Annotated in this window: 21 protein-coding genes; 14 read left to right on the top strand and 7 right to left on the bottom strand. The window is 46.6% G+C overall.

Annotated features, from left to right (window positions below; translation table 11 throughout):
* Positions 1-38 precede the first annotated feature (38 nt).
* Complete coding sequence (locus tag ECHVI_RS00570; RefSeq protein WP_015263980.1) at positions 39-2,801, bottom strand: putative LPS assembly protein LptD; 2,763 nt, start codon at positions 2,799-2,801, stop codon at positions 39-41.
* A 64-nt stretch (positions 2,802-2,865) separates the two neighbouring features.
* Between ECHVI_RS00570 and ECHVI_RS00565 the strand changes: the two genes are divergently transcribed.
* From ECHVI_RS00565 to ECHVI_RS00555, 3 genes are all read left to right on the top strand, one after another.
* Positions 2,866-3,666: an N-acetylmuramoyl-L-alanine amidase family protein gene (locus tag ECHVI_RS00565; protein ID WP_015263979.1), complete on the top strand. Its 801-nt coding sequence runs from the start codon at positions 2,866-2,868 to the stop codon at positions 3,664-3,666.
* Positions 3,667-3,815: 149 nt separating this feature from the next.
* Positions 3,816-5,441, top strand: a complete 1,626-nt coding sequence (locus ECHVI_RS00560; protein WP_015263978.1) for an acyl-CoA carboxylase subunit beta — start codon at positions 3,816-3,818, stop codon at positions 5,439-5,441.
* A 77-nt stretch (positions 5,442-5,518) separates the two neighbouring features.
* On the top strand, positions 5,519-6,370 hold the full coding sequence (locus ECHVI_RS00555) for a transglutaminase-like domain-containing protein (protein WP_015263977.1): 852 nt from the start codon (positions 5,519-5,521) through the stop codon (positions 6,368-6,370).
* On the opposite strand, the gene ECHVI_RS00550 is transcribed toward ECHVI_RS00555, so the two are convergent.
* Both ECHVI_RS00550 and ECHVI_RS00545 read right to left on the bottom strand, forming a co-directional pair.
* Positions 6,363-6,947 (bottom strand): redoxin domain-containing protein, encoded by a 585-nt coding sequence (locus ECHVI_RS00550; protein WP_015263976.1) that lies wholly within the window; start codon positions 6,945-6,947, stop codon positions 6,363-6,365. The two genes, ECHVI_RS00555 and ECHVI_RS00550, sit on opposite strands and share 8 nt — an antisense overlap.
* A 59-nt stretch (positions 6,948-7,006) precedes the next feature.
* Complete coding sequence (locus tag ECHVI_RS00545; RefSeq protein WP_015263975.1) at positions 7,007-7,636, bottom strand: 4'-phosphopantetheinyl transferase family protein; 630 nt, start codon at positions 7,634-7,636, stop codon at positions 7,007-7,009.
* Between the two features lie 39 nt (positions 7,637-7,675).
* Here ECHVI_RS00545 and ECHVI_RS00540 point away from each other — a divergent pair, with 39 nt between their 5' ends.
* The 4 genes from ECHVI_RS00540 to ECHVI_RS00525 are packed head-to-tail and all read left to right on the top strand — an operon-like array spanning position 7,676 to position 10,315.
* Positions 7,676-8,596 (top strand): WD40 repeat domain-containing protein, encoded by a 921-nt coding sequence (locus ECHVI_RS00540; protein WP_015263974.1) that lies wholly within the window; start codon positions 7,676-7,678, stop codon positions 8,594-8,596.
* Positions 8,593-9,477 (top strand): DivIVA domain-containing protein, encoded by an 885-nt coding sequence (locus ECHVI_RS00535; RefSeq protein ID WP_015263973.1) that lies wholly within the window; start codon positions 8,593-8,595, stop codon positions 9,475-9,477. Before ECHVI_RS00540 ends, ECHVI_RS00535 begins: the two co-directional genes overlap by 4 nt.
* Positions 9,478-9,479: 2 nt before the next feature.
* Complete coding sequence (gene folB, locus ECHVI_RS00530; RefSeq protein WP_015263972.1) at positions 9,480-9,845, top strand: dihydroneopterin aldolase; 366 nt, start codon at positions 9,480-9,482, stop codon at positions 9,843-9,845.
* An 8-nt stretch (positions 9,846-9,853) separates the two neighbouring features.
* Positions 9,854-10,315, top strand: coding sequence for a DUF4268 domain-containing protein (locus ECHVI_RS00525; protein WP_015263971.1), 462 nt, complete (start codon positions 9,854-9,856; stop codon positions 10,313-10,315).
* Between the two features lie 43 nt (positions 10,316-10,358).
* Here the strand turns inward: ECHVI_RS00525 and ECHVI_RS00520 are convergent, their stop codons facing one another.
* Together ECHVI_RS00520 and ECHVI_RS00515 are read right to left on the bottom strand one after the other, a co-directional pair.
* A complete protein-coding gene (locus ECHVI_RS00520; RefSeq protein WP_015263970.1) occupies positions 10,359-10,859 on the bottom strand; it encodes a DUF6265 family protein in 501 nt (166 codons plus the stop codon).
* 18 nt (positions 10,860-10,877) lie between these two features.
* Positions 10,878-11,198, bottom strand: a complete 321-nt coding sequence (locus tag ECHVI_RS00515; protein ID WP_015263969.1) for a HesB/IscA family protein — start codon at positions 11,196-11,198, stop codon at positions 10,878-10,880.
* A 104-nt stretch (positions 11,199-11,302) separates the two neighbouring features.
* Between ECHVI_RS00515 and ECHVI_RS00510 the strand changes: the two genes are divergently transcribed.
* The 4 genes from ECHVI_RS00510 to ECHVI_RS00495 are packed head-to-tail and all read left to right on the top strand — an operon-like array spanning position 11,303 to position 13,640.
* On the top strand, positions 11,303-11,824 hold the full coding sequence (locus ECHVI_RS00510) for a DUF7935 family protein (RefSeq protein ID WP_015263968.1): 522 nt from the start codon (positions 11,303-11,305) through the stop codon (positions 11,822-11,824).
* A 6-nt stretch (positions 11,825-11,830) separates the two neighbouring features.
* Complete coding sequence (locus ECHVI_RS00505; protein ID WP_015263967.1) at positions 11,831-12,262, top strand: YkvA family protein; 432 nt, start codon at positions 11,831-11,833, stop codon at positions 12,260-12,262.
* A gap of 35 nt (positions 12,263-12,297) precedes the next feature.
* Positions 12,298-12,909 carry a thioredoxin family protein gene (locus ECHVI_RS00500; protein ID WP_015263966.1) on the top strand — a complete coding sequence of 204 codons (612 nt, stop codon included), beginning with the start codon at positions 12,298-12,300 and terminating at the stop codon, positions 12,907-12,909.
* Between the two features lie 11 nt (positions 12,910-12,920).
* Positions 12,921-13,640 carry an oxidoreductase gene (locus tag ECHVI_RS00495; protein WP_015263965.1) on the top strand — a complete coding sequence of 240 codons (720 nt, stop codon included), beginning with the start codon at positions 12,921-12,923 and terminating at the stop codon, positions 13,638-13,640.
* Between the two features lie 62 nt (positions 13,641-13,702).
* On the opposite strand, the gene ECHVI_RS00490 is transcribed toward ECHVI_RS00495, so the two are convergent.
* Positions 13,703-14,887, bottom strand: a complete 1,185-nt coding sequence (locus ECHVI_RS00490) for a hypothetical protein (RefSeq protein ID WP_015263964.1) — start codon at positions 14,885-14,887, stop codon at positions 13,703-13,705.
* Between the two features lie 33 nt (positions 14,888-14,920).
* On the opposite strand from ECHVI_RS00490, the gene dtd reads away from it, so the two are divergent.
* The 3 genes from dtd (at position 14,921) to ECHVI_RS00475 (ending at position 17,447) form a co-directional block, all read left to right on the top strand.
* Positions 14,921-15,373: a D-aminoacyl-tRNA deacylase gene (gene dtd, locus ECHVI_RS00485; RefSeq protein ID WP_015263963.1), complete on the top strand. Its 453-nt coding sequence runs from the start codon at positions 14,921-14,923 to the stop codon at positions 15,371-15,373.
* 139 nt (positions 15,374-15,512) lie between these two features.
* Positions 15,513-17,021 carry an ATP-binding cassette domain-containing protein gene (locus ECHVI_RS00480; protein WP_015263962.1) on the top strand — a complete coding sequence of 503 codons (1,509 nt, stop codon included), beginning with the start codon at positions 15,513-15,515 and terminating at the stop codon, positions 17,019-17,021.
* A 99-nt stretch (positions 17,022-17,120) separates the two neighbouring features.
* The gene (locus ECHVI_RS00475) at positions 17,121-17,447 is read left to right on the top strand and encodes a nucleotide pyrophosphohydrolase (RefSeq protein WP_015263961.1); all 327 of its coding nucleotides are present in this window, start codon (positions 17,121-17,123) and stop codon (positions 17,445-17,447) included.
* Between the two features lie 124 nt (positions 17,448-17,571).
* On the opposite strand, the gene ECHVI_RS00470 is transcribed toward ECHVI_RS00475, so the two are convergent.
* Positions 17,572-18,705: a beta-ketoacyl synthase N-terminal-like domain-containing protein gene (locus tag ECHVI_RS00470; protein WP_015263960.1), complete on the bottom strand. Its 1,134-nt coding sequence runs from the start codon at positions 18,703-18,705 to the stop codon at positions 17,572-17,574.
* Positions 18,706-18,710: the final 5 nt, after the last annotated feature.

The following is an 18,710-nucleotide window of genomic DNA, read 5'->3' as shown; positions in this document are numbered from 1 at the left end:
GTAACCTTTTCCCAACTGTCCAATCCTACAACACGCTCCTAATAATCAAAGAAGGACCTCCTCCTCGATACCTTCAAGTCCTGAAGGATACTGGCTTTCACCCGGATGTCGATGTTATAACTGGTAAAGGCCCCAAAAGGAATCCAGCTGACATTCATCTGCCAGCAGTGGAGGTCACGGGCGATGCCGATCATGGTTTGGGTGATTTTGGCGGTAGAAAAGTCGTAGCCTGTGTTGAAATTTACTTTCCACTTGTCCGACAGGCTGACATCCCCAGAGACGTTTAAGGCTTGGGTGATATTAGTGTTTCCGGTCCGGTCATTTTTGCTGTAGCTCAGGTTGTAGCCATAGTTGATGTTCCAGGGAATGCTCCAATCGATGTATTGACTGGGATCATTGGATATCCGCTCGATTTCGTTTTCGACAAATTCATTCATTTGGCCACCATCCTGGAGGTATTCGTTGGTGAGCTCCTCTCGGGTATCGGCAGGGGTTTTGTCCGCGGATCCTGTGGGATTGAAGCTGCCGTTCAGGTTCAGGTTTGCCCGGCTGATAGAGCCGATCCCTTGCCCGTTCTGCCAAGCGTATTCGTTGACTCTTCTATAGTAGGTTTGGTCACCGTCGGTATAGCTGGCTGTAGCGTAGGGGTTGAGCGTCGCCGATAAGGCCACCGAGATTTTATTGTCGAAGAAGGTGGTCCGCGTGCTCATGTTGATGGGAGCCAACTTAAAGGAGTCTGCGACGAAATTATAGCTGGTAGAAATGTTGAATGATTGGAGCAACGGGAATTTTTCCGTAGTAGCCTCCGTGCTGTCATTTTCCACCCTTTTCTTGCCTTCCAGCGTGTTTCGGATCGATACGTTCAGCGAACGGGATTCCCCTCTGGGGGCTCCGCCATAAAGGTATCCTTGGAAGCGGCTATAGAGCTGGGTATTCCCTTCATTGTCCACCTGTACCTGCTGGTAGTAGCCATACTTGGGATCCGAGAAATCAGGGCTAAAGGACATTCCGATAGTCGGCTGGATATGGTGACGGATAGCTTCCAGTTTGGAATCCGGTTTGAACCGGTAGAAACCGTAGACGTTGGTCGCCATGTTAAAAGAGGTATTATAGTAGCCGACCCTGCTGAAGCCATTTTCAAGGATCTGGTCTACACGCTCTTCCGGGGCGTTATAATAGTAATTGATCCGATCAAAATACCAAAGCTCTGTGTACTGGAAACTGGCTGTTCCGGTGAAATACTTGAACAGAGTGAAATTGGACGATACCGGTAGGGTGTGGCGGAACCCATTTTCTGCTTGCTTGAGTAGCGTAGGGAGGTTTGCCCAAGTAAAAGGGATCACATCCGGTGCGGTCACATCATCTTCAAAGGCATCGTTCTGCAAAAAGCTTTCCTCTACGCCCAAGATTGGTTTTTCGGCATTGTCGATAGAGTTTTGGGCATTGAAGTTCCAGGCGAAGTTTAAGGTTTTCAACGGCTCAAAGTTTGAGTTTCTGAAAGGTGTCTGCCGGTTCATGTTGACGGAGACATCGGGAAGGATCAACCTTACTTCGTTGGTCTGCACGTTTTGGGAATGCCGTAGGTTGGCAGACATGCTGAAGGGGGTTCCCGTGAAGGTCTTGCTGTAAGAAACGTTAGAGGTGAACTCCGAATTGGTGTTTCTAATATAGTTGTTTGGGTTGACCACCAGGTTGTTGTAGTTGGTCGTACCTGCATTCACCGACGCGGAAAAACGGGAATTGCCGCGTGATTCGGGACTGTGGCTCCAGTTGATCCACATGGTGGTATAATCCAACGGATTTTCGTCCGTTTCTGGACTTCTGAATTGTTGGTAGTCCACATTGAATCCACCGCTAAACCGGTATCGCTTTTTGTAAGCCGTGGCTAATTTGGCTCCGTATCCACCTTTTGAGTAGATTTCACCGGTAAGTTTTGAATGGATGTAGTCGTTAAAGGCAAAATAATATCCGAAATCCCTAAGGTAAAAACCCCGGCGTCGTTCTTCACCATAGGAAGGAATGATGATGCCGGAAACCTGCTCTTCCTTCTGGTCGGGGATAAACCCAAAAGGCAATCCTACAGGGGTGGGAATGCCGTTAAAATATAGGTTAAAGGGGCCTGAGATGGTCTGTTTGCCTTCCACGGACTTGAGCCGTTTGGAAGAAATATGCCAATGGGGCTCGGCTAAGTTACAGGTGGTATAATATCCGTGGTAGAGGTAGACATCTCCATTGTCGTCTTTCTTGACGATTTCACCTCGTAACAATCCTTCCTGCTGCTCGGTGACCACATCAGAGATGATGGCTTTGCGTGTCTTGAAATTATAACGCATCTCTTTTCGGATTTCATAGGTGCTGCTGCCTTCCTTGAAGATAGGGCTGCCCTGTACGGTTCCCGTGGAGTCCGTGACACCAGAAGCAAACAGTTCGTTCTTTTCCCAGTTGATTTCGATATAGTCGGCATCTAGCCGGATGTTGCCATATTCGAACCACGCCTTGTTATATAAGTAAACCTTTTTTTTCCTGAAGTCGGACAATATGCTATCTTGCGCTGCGTACTTGATAGTGGTTTCGATATCTCCTTTGGGCACAACCTTTGTTGTGTCGTTTTGGGGGATGGAGTCATTGAGTACCAAACTGTCGGGAAGCGTGGGGGCGATCGTGTCTTGCAAAGGTGACAGGTCTGGTGCTACGATTTCGTTTTCTGCAGGACGCCTTTGGAGTTTGGTTTGCCCAAAGGAACCCTGGAAAGAAATGAACAGTAGGATAAAGGAAAGATAAGCTACCTTAATATTCTGCACCGATTTACTTCTATTTGCTTCAAAAATTTTTAAATTTTGCGTAAAGTTAAGCTTAATAATGTTTATGAAACGAACCAGTGTCAAAAATGTTATAATAATTCTTTTTCTGACCATGGCTGCATTGTTGTCAGCCTTTGTTCCTGCTGGGGAGCGCTCCCCGAAATTCAAGATGCGTAGGGTCGTCATTGATGCAGGACATGGTGGGAAAGATCCCGGGACGATGGGAAGTCGTTCGAAGGAAAAGGATGTGGCATTGGCCATTGCCCTGAAAGTGGGCAATTATATCCAACAGTACGTTCCGGACGTGGAGGTGATCTATACCCGGAAGACAGATGTTTTTATTGAATTGAAGGAAAGGGCCAATATTGCCAATCGAAACAAGGCGGACCTTTTTGTCAGCATTCACTGCAATGCCGTCCGGGGCTCCAATGCTTACGGGACAGAGACCTATGTGATGGGCTCCAATCATTTTGAGCGGAATTTTGATGTGGTAAAGCGCGAAAACTCCGTAATGTTACAGGAAGATGGTTATAAGGAGAATTATGATGGGTTTGATCCGAATTCACCGGAGTCTTACATGATGGTCAATTTGATGCAGAAGGCTTATTTTGCGAATAGCCTGTCCTTGGCGCAGAAGGTGGAGAACGATTTTAAGACCCGGCTAAACCGCCACAGCAGGGGAGTGAAGCAGCTGCCGTTGTATGTGCTGTGGACGACCAGCATGCCAAGTGTGCTGATCGAAACAGGTTTCCTTTCCAATTCCAATGAAGAGCGGTACTTGAACAGTGAAAATGGGCAAGCTTATATTGCTTCGGCCATTTACCGCTCCATCAAAGCCTACAAGGAAGAAGTGGAGGCATTTTAACAGGGAAATGAGCAAGCGGTTTATGTTTGATGTTTGATTTTTTTGTGCGGTACTTTTGGGGGCTTTGTGCTGATAATCCCCTTATTTTTTTATATTTAACATGAGGAGGATGTAGGAATCTCCGCACCAATCAATTCAGATATAAACCCATGACTACTTTAGAAAATCCCAAAGAAAAGCACCTGGAGCTTATCCAGCAGCTGATAGAGAAAACGACCCGTACCAAGCGTGGAGGGGGAAAACAGCGCATAGAAAAAGAGCACGCCAAAGGAAAGCTGACTGCTCGCGAACGCATTGATTACCTGATGGACGATCCTCATGACTTTTTGGAGATCGGTACCTTTGCAGCAGATGGCATGTACCAAGAGGAGGGCGGTTGTCCCTCAGCGGGCGTCATTATGGGGCTTGGCAAGGTAAGCGGCCGCATGTGTGTCGTCGTAGCCAATGACGCCACTGTCAAAGCCGGAGCATGGTTCCCCATGACGGCAAAAAAGAACCTCCGCGCCCAAGAAATCGCCATGGAAAACAGGCTTCCCATCATCTATTTGGTGGATAGTGCAGGAGTTTTCCTTCCCATGCAAAATGAGATTTTTCCAGATAAAGAACATTTCGGCAGACAGTTCAGAAACAACGCTAAAATGTCGGCTATGGGAATCGTCCAAGTAGCCGCCATCATGGGAAGCTGTGTGGCAGGTGGAGCTTACTTGCCCATCATGTCCGATGAAGCATTGATCGTGGACCAAACAGGTTCCATATTTCTGGCAGGATCGTATTTGGTGAAGGCTGCCATAGGAGAAAGCGTGGACAATGAAACCCTTGGAGGGGCCACGACCCATTGTGAGATCTCAGGGGTCACCGATAATAAATATGATAATGACGAGGAATGTTTGGCAGCCATAAAGCGGATTTTCGAAACGCTGGGGGCACCTGAGACAGCGGGATTTGACAGGAAACCAGCCAAAGCACCTGCAGTGGCGCCGGAGAAAGTCTTTGAGCGGTTTCCCGTGGACCGGGCAAAACCCTATGACATGCACGGGATATTGGAGACCTTGGTGGATGCGGACAGCTTTGATGAATACAAACCTGATTTTGGTCAGACCCTGCTGTGCGGAACCGCAAGGATAGATGGATGGGCCGTAGGGATCTTGGCAAACCAACGGAAAATGGTCAAGACCAAAAAAGGAGAACTCCAGATGGGCGGAGTGATTTATTCCGATTCTGCCGATAAGGCGGCAAGGTTTATCATGAACTGTAACCAGCGGAAGGTGCCGTTGTTATTTATCCAGGATGTCAGTGGGTTTATGGTCGGCAGCAGGGCTGAGCATGGTGGAATTATCAAAGACGGGGCGAAAATGGTAAATGCCATGGCCAATTCGGTGGTGCCAAAATTCACCGTGATGATCGGGAATGCTTATGGGGCCGGAAACTATGCCATGTGCGGTAAGGCCTATGACCCACGGTTGATCGTCAGCTGGCCGACTGCCCAAATGGCGGTCATGTCAGGGACTTCAGCGGCAAAGACCCTGCTCCAGATCAAAGTGGCCTCGCTGAAAAAAGAAGGAAAAGTCATTACCTCAGAGGACGAGGAGCAATTGCTAAAGGAGATTACAGATAAATACGAAGAGGAGTTGAGCCCATATTATGCTGCCGCAAGGCTTTGGGTGGATGAGGTGATCAGTCCCTTGGATACCAGGGAGATAGTGTCCAAAGGCATCGCTGCAGCGGATCATGCACCGATCAAGGATCGCTTTAATGTAGGAGTTATACAAACTTGATCGTAAATTTGAGTGTTATAATGACGTAGGAGGACCTCCAGAAAAGTTGTTACCGGATAGCTATTGGGGAAATGTTTATGGAAAAATTATCAGAAAGTGAGTTGAATGCACTGGTGTCGTTATTGGACGATACCGATCGCGAAGTCAAAGACCATGTCAAGGACAAGATCATTTCATTGGGCAATGATGTCATCCCCTTTTTGGAGAAAAAGTGGGAAAGCAGTTTTAACCCTGACATACAAAAGGAAATCGAGGAGCTTGTGCACCAGCTGCAATTTGACCTTTTGAAGGAAAGGCTTGGGCAATGGAAAGCTTCTGGGGGGAAAGATTTGCTGAAAGGACTTTGGATCATCAATACCTATCAATACCCTGACCTGGAGTTTGAGACGTTGAACGCGGAGATGAACCAGATTTATTTTGAGGTGTGGACTGGCTTTAATGCAGAGGTGTCTCCCTATGATCAAATTCGGCTCATCAACAGCATATTATTTAGCCAGCTGCGGTTTTCTGCCAATACCAAGAATTTTCATTCTCCGGGAAACAGCATGATCAGCAATGTGCTGGATACCCGGCGGGGAAACCCGATCAGTTTGTGCTCGGTGTATTATTTGGTGGCCCAAAAGCTGGGGTTGCCGGTTTATGGGGTGAATTTGCCCAACCTATTTGTCCTGACTTACAAGGCTCCTGAAGCCATGTTCTATATTAATGCCTTTAATAAAGGATTGATCTTTAGCCGACAGGATGTAAACAATTACCTGGAGCATCTGAAGATTTCTCCAAAAGATGAATTTTTTGAACCATGTACCCACTTGGACATAGCAAAGCGCACCTTACGAAACTTGATTGTCTCCTTTGACAAGCTAGGAGAGCCGGAAAAGGTGGAGGAAGTTCGGGAACTGTTGTTGATCTTGGAGCCTCCGGTTATTTGATGGGCAAAATATTGCAGCCGACAGGTCTGAAATAGGTTGGATTTGGATGATTGCCTTCGGTTAGCTGCGTTAACGCATCTTCTAAGTAGGTCTTGGTGACGGCTTGTGGAAGCTGGGCATTATTGTCAATGGCTCCATGGTAAACCACGCCAAACCCAGTAGGGCTGGGAGTAAGGACAAATGCCTCCGGGAGCTTCTGGGCCCCAAGGGCATTGGTGACCGTACGCTTGCTGTCGTCAAGGTAGGGGAAAGAAAACTTTTTCGTAGATATTTTCGCTTGAACAGCATCCTTACTTTCACCTTCCGCCGTGGAAACCAATGGATTGACAAAAGCAAATACCACTCCTTGGCTACTGAATTTACGTTCCAAATGGATCAGCCTGTCTTCATAAAGCCGGACAAAAGGACAGCTATTGGAAACAAAGACCAGCACGACAGCGGAAGCCTCCTGGTGATCCTGAAGGGTAAAAGTCGTATTGGAGACCATGTCCTGCAACTGGAAATTGTCCATTTCCTGCGCAGTGGCGTTGGTTTGGATCATTATGGCCAAGAGGGCTACTATCAAGAATCTCCACATGATATTGAGCGATTGGTTAATGGGAAATATAGCAAAAATCAGGCTAAACTGTGGAGGGATTACCAAATGGTATACGTCATGATCATGTCGTCAATTCTCTCCACCTTGACTGAATAATAATGGTCTGCAAAATCCGTGTTATGGATTTTGCCTTTGATGACCTTGTCATCCGATGAAAAAGGGGAAAGGAGAATATGCTGCCGAAGACTAATGCCCTTTCTTCCTTGGCATTTGAAGATGGATTCTTTGGCCGACCAAGCGATGGTGTAAAGAATAGGATCCCCTTGGAGGAATTCAATTTCTGAAGGATCCAGGAATTTAGGCCCCAGCCTTACCACTTTTTCCTTTACATAGTCAATGTCAATGCCCACCGGCATCTCTTTGTGAAAGATAGCGGCGGCGAGGCCTTTGGTGTGCGTCAGGGAAACATTTCCATAACCGTCCATCGGGTAGGATTTGCCGTGTTCGTCCTTGTAAAAACCCGGATAGGCCAAGTTGATGGCATCCAAGGCGGACTTGATGGCCAAGCGAGCCCCTTTCCACTCTTTTCGCTTTTCGGGATGGCTGATATTGGCAAAGGAAAGTTTCTCGCGGAAGCTCAGGAAGTCAACCGGTTTGTTTTCCTGTTCGTCAATATTCTTGATGGCCAAAGCAGATAAAGGACTTATTTTTTCTATTTTTGCTTGCATATAGCGTAGCGCGGAATTGAAAGAATTTAAATGCAATATATGTCAAAAATCCAAGTAAATAAACTTTATACACTTACAGGACACAATGATAGCATATTTGCCTTGGTGGAGGGGAATGATCCGCGGTTTTTTTACACAGGTGCCGGTGACGGCATGGTGGTCCAATGGGATCTGGCAAATCCAAAGGACGGTAAGCTGATCGCAAAATTGCCCAACTCGGTCTATGCCCTTGAGGTGGACAGCCTTCGAGGCCTGCTTTATATCGGTCATAACTTTGAAGGCATTCATGTGATCGACCTCGATACCAATAAGGAGATTTGGTCGTTAAAAATTACAGATGCGGCCATTTTCGACATCAAAGCGTACGAAGGGCGCCTGTATGTGGGGACGGGAGATGGTGTGATTACCGTGTTGGACATTGAAGAAAGGTCTTTGCTGAAGCATATCAAGCTCGGCGAGGAAAGCATCAGGGTTTTGGATGTTGATTCCGAAAGGGGACATTTGGCGGTAGGGGCCAGCGATAATACCGTTAAAGTACTGGACTTGGAAACCTATGCTCCCATTAGCCGCATGGAAGGCCATACCAATTCCGTTTTTGCCCTGCGGTATTCGCCGGACCGGAAATTATTGGTCAGTGGCGGTAGGGATGCCCACCTCAAGATATGGGACACGGGAGATTATCGACAGGTGGAAGACATCGTTGCCCATATGTATGCGATCAACTACCTGGCCTTTCGAGAAGATGGCAAATATTTTGTAACTTGTAGTATGGACAAATCCATAAAGCTCTGGGAAACGGAAACTTTCCAATTAAGAAAGGTTATCGATAAATCCCGGCATGCTGGGCATGGGACGTCCGTAAATAAGGTGATCTGGAGCCGTTACAGCCAGCAAGTTGTGGCCGTCAGTGATGATCGGACGGTTTCCATTTGGGACATTGCATTAGATGAAAAAATATGAAGATTACACCGTTAGAAATACGTCAAAAGACATTTGAAAAAAATTTCAGGGGCTTCGATAAAGACGAGGTGAGTTCCTTTTTGGTCTCCCTTTCACAAGAGTGGGAGCGGGAAATGGATGAAAAGCGCGAGTTACAGGTAAAGCTGGAGCAAGTCCAAAAAGAATCCGCCAAGCTCAGGGAAGTGGAGGATTCTCTCTTCAAGACCCTCAAAGCCGCTGAAGATACCGGTGCAAATATGATCGAGCAGGCCAATAAAACAGCGGAGCTGATCCTCAAAGAGGCCCAAATGAATGCCGATGCCATGATCGCCGAGTCCAAAAACAAAAGCAGAAGCATTATTGAAGAGGCCGAAAGCCGATCAAAAAGGATCATGGAGGATTTGAAGGCAGATGTCAGTGCACTGGTAGAAAGCTACGAGGAATTGCTGGCCCAGCGGGAAATTGTCATCCGCAACCTCAAAAATATGGCCAGTGATAGCCTTGAAAATGTGAAGCAGTCACAAGAGGATATCAAGCGGATCGACTTGGATGTGCATACCAAAGCGGTAAAGGAATTAAGCCGTAAGTCACCGCATTTTAACGAAGAAGACGCTCCGAAACAGTCACCAAAAGAAAAGTCCCATACTTTTGTAATAGAGCCCCGTAAAGAGAAAGAACAAGCACCGGTGGCGCCGGAAGTGGAAAAAGAGCAGCCCTCACCCAGCCATGAAATAAAAGAAGATCCCCACGCCCCTAAAGCAAACGAAGATACCGAGGCCAAGCAACCTGAAAAGGATGCGCCAAAGGTCGATGAGCGAGCCCCTGAGGAGGCGAAGAAGGAGGAAGAACCCCAAGCAGAAAAGAAGAAAGCTTCAGGTTCATTTTTTGACCAGTTTGATTGATTATGGGTAAAGTATCACTGGAAGGAATAGAATTCCATGCGTTTCATGGGGTGTTTTCTGAAGAGAAAAAATTGGGGAATCGGTTTACCGTGGATATTCATGTGGAAACGGATTTTAAGCAAGCCATGTTGGAGGATGACTTAAACGAGACCGTCGATTACTCCCGGATCTACCAAATCGCCAAGTCCCATATGGAGGAACCTGTAAAGCTTTTGGAGCATTTGGCGCACCTCATGCTTCAAGATATTCTCAAGGTTTACCCAAACCTGGAATCCATAGATATCATCATAAAAAAACATAATCCTGCCTTAGGTGGAGTAGTGAACTATTCCGTGGTGAAAGTTTCCTATCCTGCAGATTACGAATAAGTCGATACGTGTACAAAAGAGCTGAAATTACCAAGACTAAGAAAGATTTTTGGACGGCATTTGGGCAGTATATGAAGCCAGTGCCTTCTGCAGAAGGAGGACGCGTAAATTGGCAAAACTACAAGACCCATGTGCCCCAAGTGTTTTTTAGGATGAAAGCCGAACGAGGATTTGCCTCCATCGGTATTGAAATCAATTTTAAGGACCTTGACATGCAAGAGCTGGTTTTTGAGCAATTTGAAACGTTCAAAAAGTTGCTGCACGGGACCTTGGAGGAAGAATGGGACTGGCAGCTGCATACCTATGATGACTACGGAAAAGCCACGTCCAAAATAGAAAAAAGACTGGAAGGCGTGAATGTCATGAACCATGATGATTGGCCGGCCATTATCTCTTTTTTAAAGCCACGCATTATTGCTCTGGATGAGTTTTGGAGCAATGTGAAACCGGCTTTTGAAGACTTTTTATAAAGAAAATGCTGGTGAGGTTTAAACCTAAGGGGTGAACACTGAATTACAGATCTGACTTTTGGTATACAAACGTTTCGATGGACCTTTTGCCATCTTGTTCCATGGCCAGCTTTAGGGTCATGGAATCACCGTCACGCTGAATGGTCAATCCACTAAAATAGGCGGTTTGGCCAGTGGTTTTGATGAAGCGAAAATTGATCCATTTTTCTTTTTCTTCCCATGGAAAAAAATCATCGCTAAAGTGTTTCACCTTTAGCAGAAGTTGTCCTTCAGATTCGTGAAGAACCATATATTCAGAAAATACCAGCTTGCCATTTTCAACGAACCGAAAAATTCCAGTCATGCTGTTTCCCTGTGGGGGAAGCCATAGCTCTTCACAGTCCCCGCCAAACCCCGTGCCTTTCCAGTAACCGGCCATCCAGGCGAGGTCTTCCACCTTTCCGGCGGCAGCGGGTTCATTTTTTTTTAGATGCAAAACTTCCTGAGCAACAGCTGGAGAGAAAGCCGACATCATGAAAAGCAGGAAGAAAGCACGTGTTTTCATGGTACAGTTGGTGTGGGATTATTCGTTTACGTCATGTCTTTTGGGGATATCGGGATTTTCGAACGTAAACCCTCGGGCTTCATTTCCTTCATAGAAATCCACCTGCATGCCCATCAAAAACATCACATGCCGCTTTTCGATCAGCACTGGGATCCCGCCCGTTTCGAACTGCTGATCGTCTTCTTTAGGCTTGTCAAAGCCAAGGGCATAGGACATTCCACCGCATCCGCCGCCTTTTACCCCTACACGAAGGGAATAGTCAACAGGGATGTTTTTATGCTCCATGATGTTTTTGATCTCTTTTTGAGCTTTTTCGGTAATGGTAATTGGAATCAGCATGTCTTATTAATGTTCCGGACAATTGGATAGTTCAAAATTAATGACAAATTATCAACTTCTCTTTGAAATATTTTAGATATTCGGGAATCAATCAAAAATAGTAAATGGAGTACGTTATTGAACTGTTGAAGATCATTTTGCCCGCAGGGCTTGTTATTTATGGGATGTATTTGGTGGTGGTATCCTTTCTTTCCAAGGAAAGGGAGTCCAAACTGGTGGAGCTGAAAACCAAGAACAGCCAGGTCGTCATGCCGATTCGGCTGCAGGCGGGAGAGCGGCTTTGTCTTTTGTTGGAGCGGCTTACGCCCAATAATTTAGTAAGAAGGGTAAATAACCAGCCTTATTCTGCCAAAGAGCTTCATGGGCTGTTGTTGCAGGAAATTCGGGAAGAATTCAATCATAACCTGTCGCAGCAGGTTTATTTCTCTGATGAAACATGGGCCAGCGTGAAGAGTGCGGTGGAAAATGTGATCACTCTGGTAAATTCTGCCATGCAGGATGTAAATCCTGATGATAAAGGGGTGGATTTAGCCAAAAGGATCTTCCAACGTGCTCTGGATCAGAAAAATGACGGCATATCTTTTGCATTAACGAAAGTGAAATCTGAAATTAGAATATACTTTTAAGCGACGATGAAGACGATGAACATGGAATACAGCAACAAAGAACAGGTCAACTTGCTAGGTAAGGCAAAAAGAATGTATGAAAAGAAAGCAGAGAGAATCGCCCAAAGCAAAGAAAAAGTACACGTGCTATTGGAGCGGGTTACGGAAAAGCTGCATCAGGTTGCTGATAATCCCACGGTTCAGGAGTCGCGCTATTATTTGGAAACGCTTATTCGAATGGTGAAAGCGTACTATAAAAATGAATATCGGGCCTTTTCTACCAAGACCCTGGTACTATTGGTATTGGGCTTGCTTTATTTTGTGATGCCGCTGGATTTCATACCGGATTTTATAGCAGGGTTGGGTTTTGTGGATGACCTTTCCGTGCTATTGGCCGTCACCAAGAGCATGCAGCACGATATCGAGGATTTTTTGGAATGGGAGCGAACTAAGGCATGAGAGCGCTTGTTGGTACCTGAAAAAAAGGAAATTATATGACCGTTATTTCTTCTTCGATTACCAGGGAACTGATAGACGAATCCATGGATTTTGCGCAGTATCGAGCGCTCATTGACCAGCTGCTGTTGCAAAATAAAACTACGGGGAGTAACCATTCTGAAGCGATGATGGACTATACCCGCATGAATGTCCAGCGAATGAAGCGTTGGGATAAAACGGCAAAGGTCGGTAAAGGGGCGGTGGAAGCCGTAAAGAAGATAGCTCGCGGGCAGGTGTGGTTGGTGCTGACAGAGGCGTGGTGTGGGGATGCTGCACAGAATATCTCATATATCGAAAAACTGGCAGCATTCAATGAAAACATAAAAATCCGCTATATCCTAAGGGACGAAAACCTTGCTGTCATGGATGAATTTCTGACCAATGGTGGGCGTTCCATTCCCAAACTAGTAGCCTTGGACGAAGCCACAATGGACGTCCTGTTTACTTGGGGGCCACGGCCACAGCCTTTGCAGGAAATGATGGCGGCCTTTAAGGAGGATCCAAAAGGTGTTTCTGCTGAAGAGTTTAAAAAGACCATTCACCTTTGGTATGCCAAAGATAAGCACCAGACTTTGGAGGCAGAGTTTAAAACGTTATTGACCCAATAAAATGATTTGATATGAGGACCATCGCCATCGTTTCGGGAGCATCAGGACTGATAGGGGTGCAGCTTTTGCATCAGCTTTTCAAAGCACCACAGTATGATCATGTGGTTACGGTCTCCCGGCGAGCGCTGGCCATTAAGCATCAAAAGCTTATTCAGTTGGTGGTGGACTTTGATCATTTGGATCAGGCCAGTTTATTGGAAGCATTTCGAAAAAAGGATATAGGAGGAGAAAACCATGGTCTGGTGCAAGATTATGAAAAAAAAGAAGTGACCATACACGCTTTTTGTGCCTTAGGGACCACGATCAAAAAAGCAAAATCCAAAGAAAACTTTTACAAGATAGATCATGACTATGTGATCGACTTTGCCAAGTGGGCCCACCAATGGGGAGCGTCAAAATTCCTTTATGTTAGCTCGCTCGGAGCCGATCAAACTTCCTCTGTGTTTTATTCCAAGGTCAAAGGTGAAGTGGAGGAAGACCTGAAATTGATCCCATTCAGGTATTTGGGTATTTTCAGGCCATCCATTCTACTTGGGGATCGAAAGGAAACGCGGATCGGGGAGAGTCTTGGAAAAGTGGCTGCCAAAGCGATTACGGCTTTGGGGCTTTTTAAGAAATATAAACCGATCTACGATCATCAAGTGGCAAAGGCCATGTTACACCAAGCCATAAATGATGAATTGGAGGTGGTAAAGATCATAGAATCCAAGGAGATGCAGATATTCGAATAGTTGAATCATCGGTATCAGGTTGGTTTCATGGGAATGCCTGCTTTAATGAGAGGATTTTTGATTTAATCCAGCAAATTTTTGGGCTTTTTGAGCCATTTCCAGGAAACTGCCGCCACCACGACGGTATAAAGTGCATAGATCACCATCCATTTCCAAGGAGCGTATTCGGGATACCATGTTTTCCATTTTTCAAAGGCTGCGCCGCCATCTGGCAGAAATTCACCTAATCGCATCGCGGGAAGGCTTATGCAAAGCAAAATTATCCATTGGCGTCTGGTCAATGCCAGTTCCTTTAACAGGAAAAGCATGATAAACGGGCTGCCCAAGAACGCAATGCGCGTAAAATCCCCACCGGCAAAAAGACTGAAAAAGGCATACGTAAGGGTCAGTGGAGCCAGCCATTTTTGGTTGTAGAAGGAACTTAGCTGCTGCTGTCGGACAAAGGCCCACAAAAATCCGCCATAAGCCACGGTGATCGAGCAAATCCAATGGAGAAAAAGATCAGGGTGCCCCAGCAACCCCAGTGTGTTGTAAAACAGGTTGACAGCGCCATTGTTTCCCGTATTGGCAGGAGGAAACAGGTGTCCTGTCAATTTTAAGCTGAGGAGACTCACTAGAAAGGCTCCAACGAGGAAGAAGAACGCCTTTTTTTGATGGTTACGCCAAAGGGAAATCCCGGGAAAGGCGACCAATGCCAGTAGAAGTGGTAAAATGGATTCCTTCTGGATGGTCATCAGGGGAGTGATCAACAGGAGCAATCCCCACCTTTGGCTCCATAAGGCATACACTAAAAGAAGCTGAAAGCAGTAAAGCGGCACATCTACCGTGATGGGATCAGAAAGGTTTCCCTTCAGCACACCCACCCAGTGAAAAGTGATCCAAAACCAACCTGCCCATGCTTTAAAGCGGTCGATGCCGATCCGTTTAGCGACCATAAACCAAAGGGGTATCCAAGCCAAGCCAAAGCAGAGGTTGAGGGCTTTGAAATTGTCGATGATGTTTTCAAAAGGAAGTTGGGCAGCAAGCCAAGGGACCAGTATGCGGACACTAAAGGGGTAATTTACCGGGTAGTCGGTTGATTCTCCGCGAAAATAGGCATATGCTTTTTCGTATTGATTGGCATCAAAAAGAGGATTAAGTGAGTGCTGCAGGGGAGATTGATAGATGTTGAAGAGCATAAAACCTCCCATGGTAAGGGCCATTGCCAAAATGACATCGGTAAAACTGTATATCTTGCCTGATTTCAACTATCTTCAAATTTTATTTAACACAGCAATACAATGATAGCAGTTATTCAGCGAGTTTCTGAATCTTCGGTGAAAATTGACGGGAAGATAAAAGGGCAAATCGGCATCGGAATGATGGTGCTCTTAGGAATCGAGGAAGCAGATGGAGAGGAGGACATTGCTTGGCTGAGCAGGAAGATGGTCAATCTCCGGATTTTCAGTGATGAGGCGGGCGTCATGAACAAAAGCCTGTTAGCGGTAGGAGGAGATGTTCTGCTGATCAGCCAATTTACCCTGCATGCCAGCACCAAAAAAGGAAACCGTCCTTCCTACATCAAAGCGGCCAAACCTGAAGTGGCCATTCCGCTTTACGAGAAATTTATCGCTTCAGTAGAAAAAGATCTGGGCAAGCCCATTCAGACAGGGGAGTTTGGTGCCGACATGAAAGTGGCCTTGATCAATGATGGGCCAGTCACCATTACGATCGATACCAAAAATAAAATGTAAGGTAAATATCCGCTATAAAGGTAGCGGAAAGGAGCTAACTCCATGAAAAAATTATCGAGGCAAGCACTTGGCAGCAATTTGCTTGCCGGGATGTGGTTGTACATTCCGAAATAAGCATTGACAAGAAACTAGCAAATAAATGACGCAGGATATATTTCTTTCAATAGAAGGTGCCAAGGTCAAGTACTTGGATCGTACCATTTTCCAAGAATTGGATTTTTCAATGAGCACCGGGGAAAACTGGGCGATTTTAAGTGCCTCGGGAGCCGAGAAAACCGCCTTTTTGGATACGATTTTGGGGAAGACCATTTTATCAGCGGGAAGGGTAACGCGGGATTTTGCGGTGGCATACCAGCAGAAGATGACAGCTGAAGGAAAGATCAATAGTTTTCGGGACCTGATTGCAGTGGTTTCCCAGCGGTACACCTTCACGAATAAATCCAACTTACAGAATTTCTATTATCAGCAACGGTTCAATTCCTCCGAGTCAGAGGAGGCCGCCACCGTGAAAGAACAGTTGGAAAGTGTGGAAGCAAAGCAAAGTGGACATTGGAATGTGAAAAATGTCATGGATCTGCTGGAGCTTCAATCCCTTGGCGAGAAATCGCTGATCAAATTGTCGAATGGTGAGTCGCGGAGACTTGCCATTGCTTGCGCCCTATTGCGCAATCCGAGGTTGTTTTTGATGGATCAGCCTATGACGGGATTGGATGTGAGTACTAGGGAGCACTTTGGAGAGGTGCTCAAGGCCATCACCGCTTCAAGGATACAAGTGATCATGACCACTTCACCTGATGAAATTCCCGAGGCCATTAGCCACGTGGCCATTCTGGATGGAGGAAAGGTCGTGCAAGTAGCGAAGCGAGAAGAGGTCCATCAAGTGGATCTGGTAGATCACGCGGCCTTGAGCGGGTTTGACCATAAAAGGTTGGATGAGCTGATCCAGCTCAAGCCGGTGGAGAAGTTTGATACGTTGATCCAGATGAATCATGTCCACATCGAGTACAACAAAAAAGTTATTTTGGATGATGTCAACTGGCAAGTAAACCAAGGGGAATGCTGGGCGCTGCGGGGGCATAACGGTGCGGGGAAATCCACCTTGCTCAGCCTGATCAATGGCGAGAATCCCCAGGCTTATGCAAATGACTTGGTGTTATTTGACCGGAAAAGAGGCACTGGAGAGACCATTTGGGATATCAAGCGGCCGATTGGATTTGTTTCACCGGAGCTGGCCCGGTATTTCCCTGCTAACCAAACCTGTTTAAAGGTGGTCTTGTCAGGACTGTTTGATACGATGGGCCTTTTCAAGAAAGTGACCCCTGAGCAGGAGCAGCAGGCAATGGACTGGTTGAAACTGTTTAGGATCGCCCATGTGGCCCAGCTGCGGCTAACCCAGATCCCTCTGGAAAACCAGCGGTTTTGCTTGCTTGCCCGGGCGATGATCAAGTCACCGGCTTTGCTCATCTTGGATGAGGCGGCTCAAGGGATGGACGATGAGCAGCGAATCCTTTTCAGGGAAACCATCGACCATATCGGAAGCCATCCGGATGTATCGATGATTTATGTCAGCCACTATGAGCAGGATGTTCCACAGGTGGTGGATCATGAGCTGGTTCTGGAAGAAGGGAAAGTGGTGAAGCAGGTTTAGCACCGGAGATAAATCCATATGTTGGGCTGAGTTGGCAATGGAATGTAAAATGTAACCTGCCCAAAGACGAAAAAAAAACGTCATAATCAAAAACAAGCAATGACAATAGAAGAAGCACAAGCGCAAGTAGACGATTGGATCAAGACCGTCGGAGTCCGGTATTTTAATGAGCTGACCAACATGGCTATCCTCACCGAAGAAGTAGGGGAGTTGGCCAGGATCATGGCAAGAAAATACGGAGAGCAATCTTTCAAAGAAAGTGATAAGGACAAGGATCTTGGTGATGAAATGGCCGATGTCCTATGGGTGCTGATGTGTCTGGCCAATCAAACAGGCGTGGACCTCACCAAGGCCTTGGAAAAGAACTTCGAAAAGAAAAATATCCGGGACAAGGACCGCCACAGGAACAACGATAAACTGAAGTAGTGAGCCATCGTCTTGGGCCTGTGGGAGGTGGCAAGGTGCGAGGATTTCGGGTAAAGGTATCGAACTTAACGTTTGCGTCACGCTCACGGCTCATGATCCTGCCTAAATGCATACTCCATACCGCTTACTTTCCCACGACCGCACAGATGGCCTGTCCGCCGAACCCTAGAGCTGTGATCAGAATGTTTTTTATGGTGGTGGGAGGAGGTGTGTTTTGTTGGATGTATGCAGGTAGTTTGGGCAGCTCCTGATGCTGAAGGATATGAATGGCCAAGTCCAGATTGGCCGCCAGGCTGGCCCCCAAGGAGTGTCCGATCTTCCATTTATTTGAAAGCGTATAAGGGACCTCGCCAAATATGCTTTCGTAGGCCGTTTTTTCTGCTAAATCTCCCAGTTTTGTACCTGGAAAATGTCCGATGATCAGGTCGATATTTTCTTTGGGGAAATTTTTAAAAGCATCCTTTGAAGCCGAAACGATGCAATCTCCTGTTTGGGAAAGTTCGGTGCTATGGTGGATTTTTTCCATGGCAGATCCCACGCCTTTGAGGTAGGCCAGGCTTTTGGGGCTATGTTGTTCCAGCTGGAAGGCATAGGCACCTTCGCCGAGGACCATGGTGTTCTGGTCTTTTTGGAAATCCATGGATTGGCAGGGGTAAGCTACAGCTTCGTCTTGGGCGTATATGCGAATAGCCTTCATTTGGTCAATGGTCAGTGGAGCCGTGGGGCATTCTACTGCTGCCGCAATGAAAGTATCCGCCAAGCCACTTTTGAGCCATGCAAAGGCGTTTTGTAACGTGAGCCCAAAGCTGCTGCAGGTGGACGATTGAAAAAACAAAGGTGCTTCCTCTTCATGCAGGAGGGCCGGCCAGCTGCTGGGAAAGCCAAGTGTGGAATGGGGAGAAGTGTAAACCGGTAGCATGTGGTGGTCCACTTGCATGCGGCTGAGGAAATCAATGCTTCCCCTGGAAGTGGCGGCATTGATCATTTGCTTCTCTTGGGGGTGGAGGTGCATGTGCCGGATAAGGTAAGAAAGTAACTTCGCTTCCTCCGGAAAACGCTCTGGTTTGTGCCCCAATGCATGAATATACCCATTGATTTCCCTCCATATTTCATCAGGGATACTGCCTTTCCAGTCGCCCCGTTCGCTTTGATCCAGTGCGTGGTGGGAGGAGCTGTAGCGATCTTTTTCTTCAGCGCTATGAAATCCAAGCGGATTGATTCCCATTGCCTTGGTAATGCTGATGTGAAAATTGCCCATTTAAA

This window comes from Echinicola vietnamensis DSM 17526 (genome assembly GCF_000325705.1).
Classification (GTDB): domain Bacteria; phylum Bacteroidota; class Bacteroidia; order Cytophagales; family Cyclobacteriaceae; genus Echinicola; species Echinicola vietnamensis.
This window is presented reverse-complemented; position numbering and strand designations above follow the sequence as displayed.

Excerpts from the sequence above, each read along its gene's own strand:
- ECHVI_RS00565 (WP_015263979.1), top strand. The coding sequence starts at position 2,866 with ATGAAACGAACCAGTGTCAAAAATGTTATAATAATTCTTTTTCTGACC.
- ECHVI_RS00560 (WP_015263978.1), top strand. The coding sequence starts at position 3,816 with ATGACTACTTTAGAAAATCCCAAAGAAAAGCACCTGGAGCTTATCCAG.
- ECHVI_RS00555 (WP_015263977.1), top strand. The coding sequence starts at position 5,519 with ATGGAAAAATTATCAGAAAGTGAGTTGAATGCACTGGTGTCGTTATTG.
- ECHVI_RS00550 (WP_015263976.1), bottom strand. The coding sequence starts at position 6,947 with ATGTGGAGATTCTTGATAGTAGCCCTCTTGGCCATAATGATCCAAACC.
- ECHVI_RS00545 (WP_015263975.1), bottom strand. The coding sequence starts at position 7,636 with ATGCAAGCAAAAATAGAAAAAATAAGTCCTTTATCTGCTTTGGCCATC.
- ECHVI_RS00540 (WP_015263974.1), top strand. The coding sequence starts at position 7,676 with ATGTCAAAAATCCAAGTAAATAAACTTTATACACTTACAGGACACAAT.
- ECHVI_RS00535 (WP_015263973.1), top strand. The coding sequence starts at position 8,593 with ATGAAGATTACACCGTTAGAAATACGTCAAAAGACATTTGAAAAAAAT.
- folB (WP_015263972.1), top strand. The coding sequence starts at position 9,480 with ATGGGTAAAGTATCACTGGAAGGAATAGAATTCCATGCGTTTCATGGG.
- ECHVI_RS00520 (WP_015263970.1), bottom strand. The coding sequence starts at position 10,859 with ATGAAAACACGTGCTTTCTTCCTGCTTTTCATGATGTCGGCTTTCTCT.
- ECHVI_RS00515 (WP_015263969.1), bottom strand. The coding sequence starts at position 11,198 with ATGCTGATTCCAATTACCATTACCGAAAAAGCTCAAAAAGAGATCAAA.
- ECHVI_RS00510 (WP_015263968.1), top strand. The coding sequence starts at position 11,303 with ATGGAGTACGTTATTGAACTGTTGAAGATCATTTTGCCCGCAGGGCTT.
- ECHVI_RS00505 (WP_015263967.1), top strand. The coding sequence starts at position 11,831 with ATGAAGACGATGAACATGGAATACAGCAACAAAGAACAGGTCAACTTG.
- ECHVI_RS00500 (WP_015263966.1), top strand. The coding sequence starts at position 12,298 with ATGACCGTTATTTCTTCTTCGATTACCAGGGAACTGATAGACGAATCC.
- ECHVI_RS00495 (WP_015263965.1), top strand. The coding sequence starts at position 12,921 with ATGAGGACCATCGCCATCGTTTCGGGAGCATCAGGACTGATAGGGGTG.
- dtd (WP_015263963.1), top strand. The coding sequence starts at position 14,921 with ATGATAGCAGTTATTCAGCGAGTTTCTGAATCTTCGGTGAAAATTGAC.
- ECHVI_RS00480 (WP_015263962.1), top strand. The coding sequence starts at position 15,513 with ATGACGCAGGATATATTTCTTTCAATAGAAGGTGCCAAGGTCAAGTAC.
- ECHVI_RS00475 (WP_015263961.1), top strand. The coding sequence starts at position 17,121 with ATGACAATAGAAGAAGCACAAGCGCAAGTAGACGATTGGATCAAGACC.
- ECHVI_RS00470 (WP_015263960.1), bottom strand. The coding sequence starts at position 18,705 with ATGGGCAATTTTCACATCAGCATTACCAAGGCAATGGGAATCAATCCG.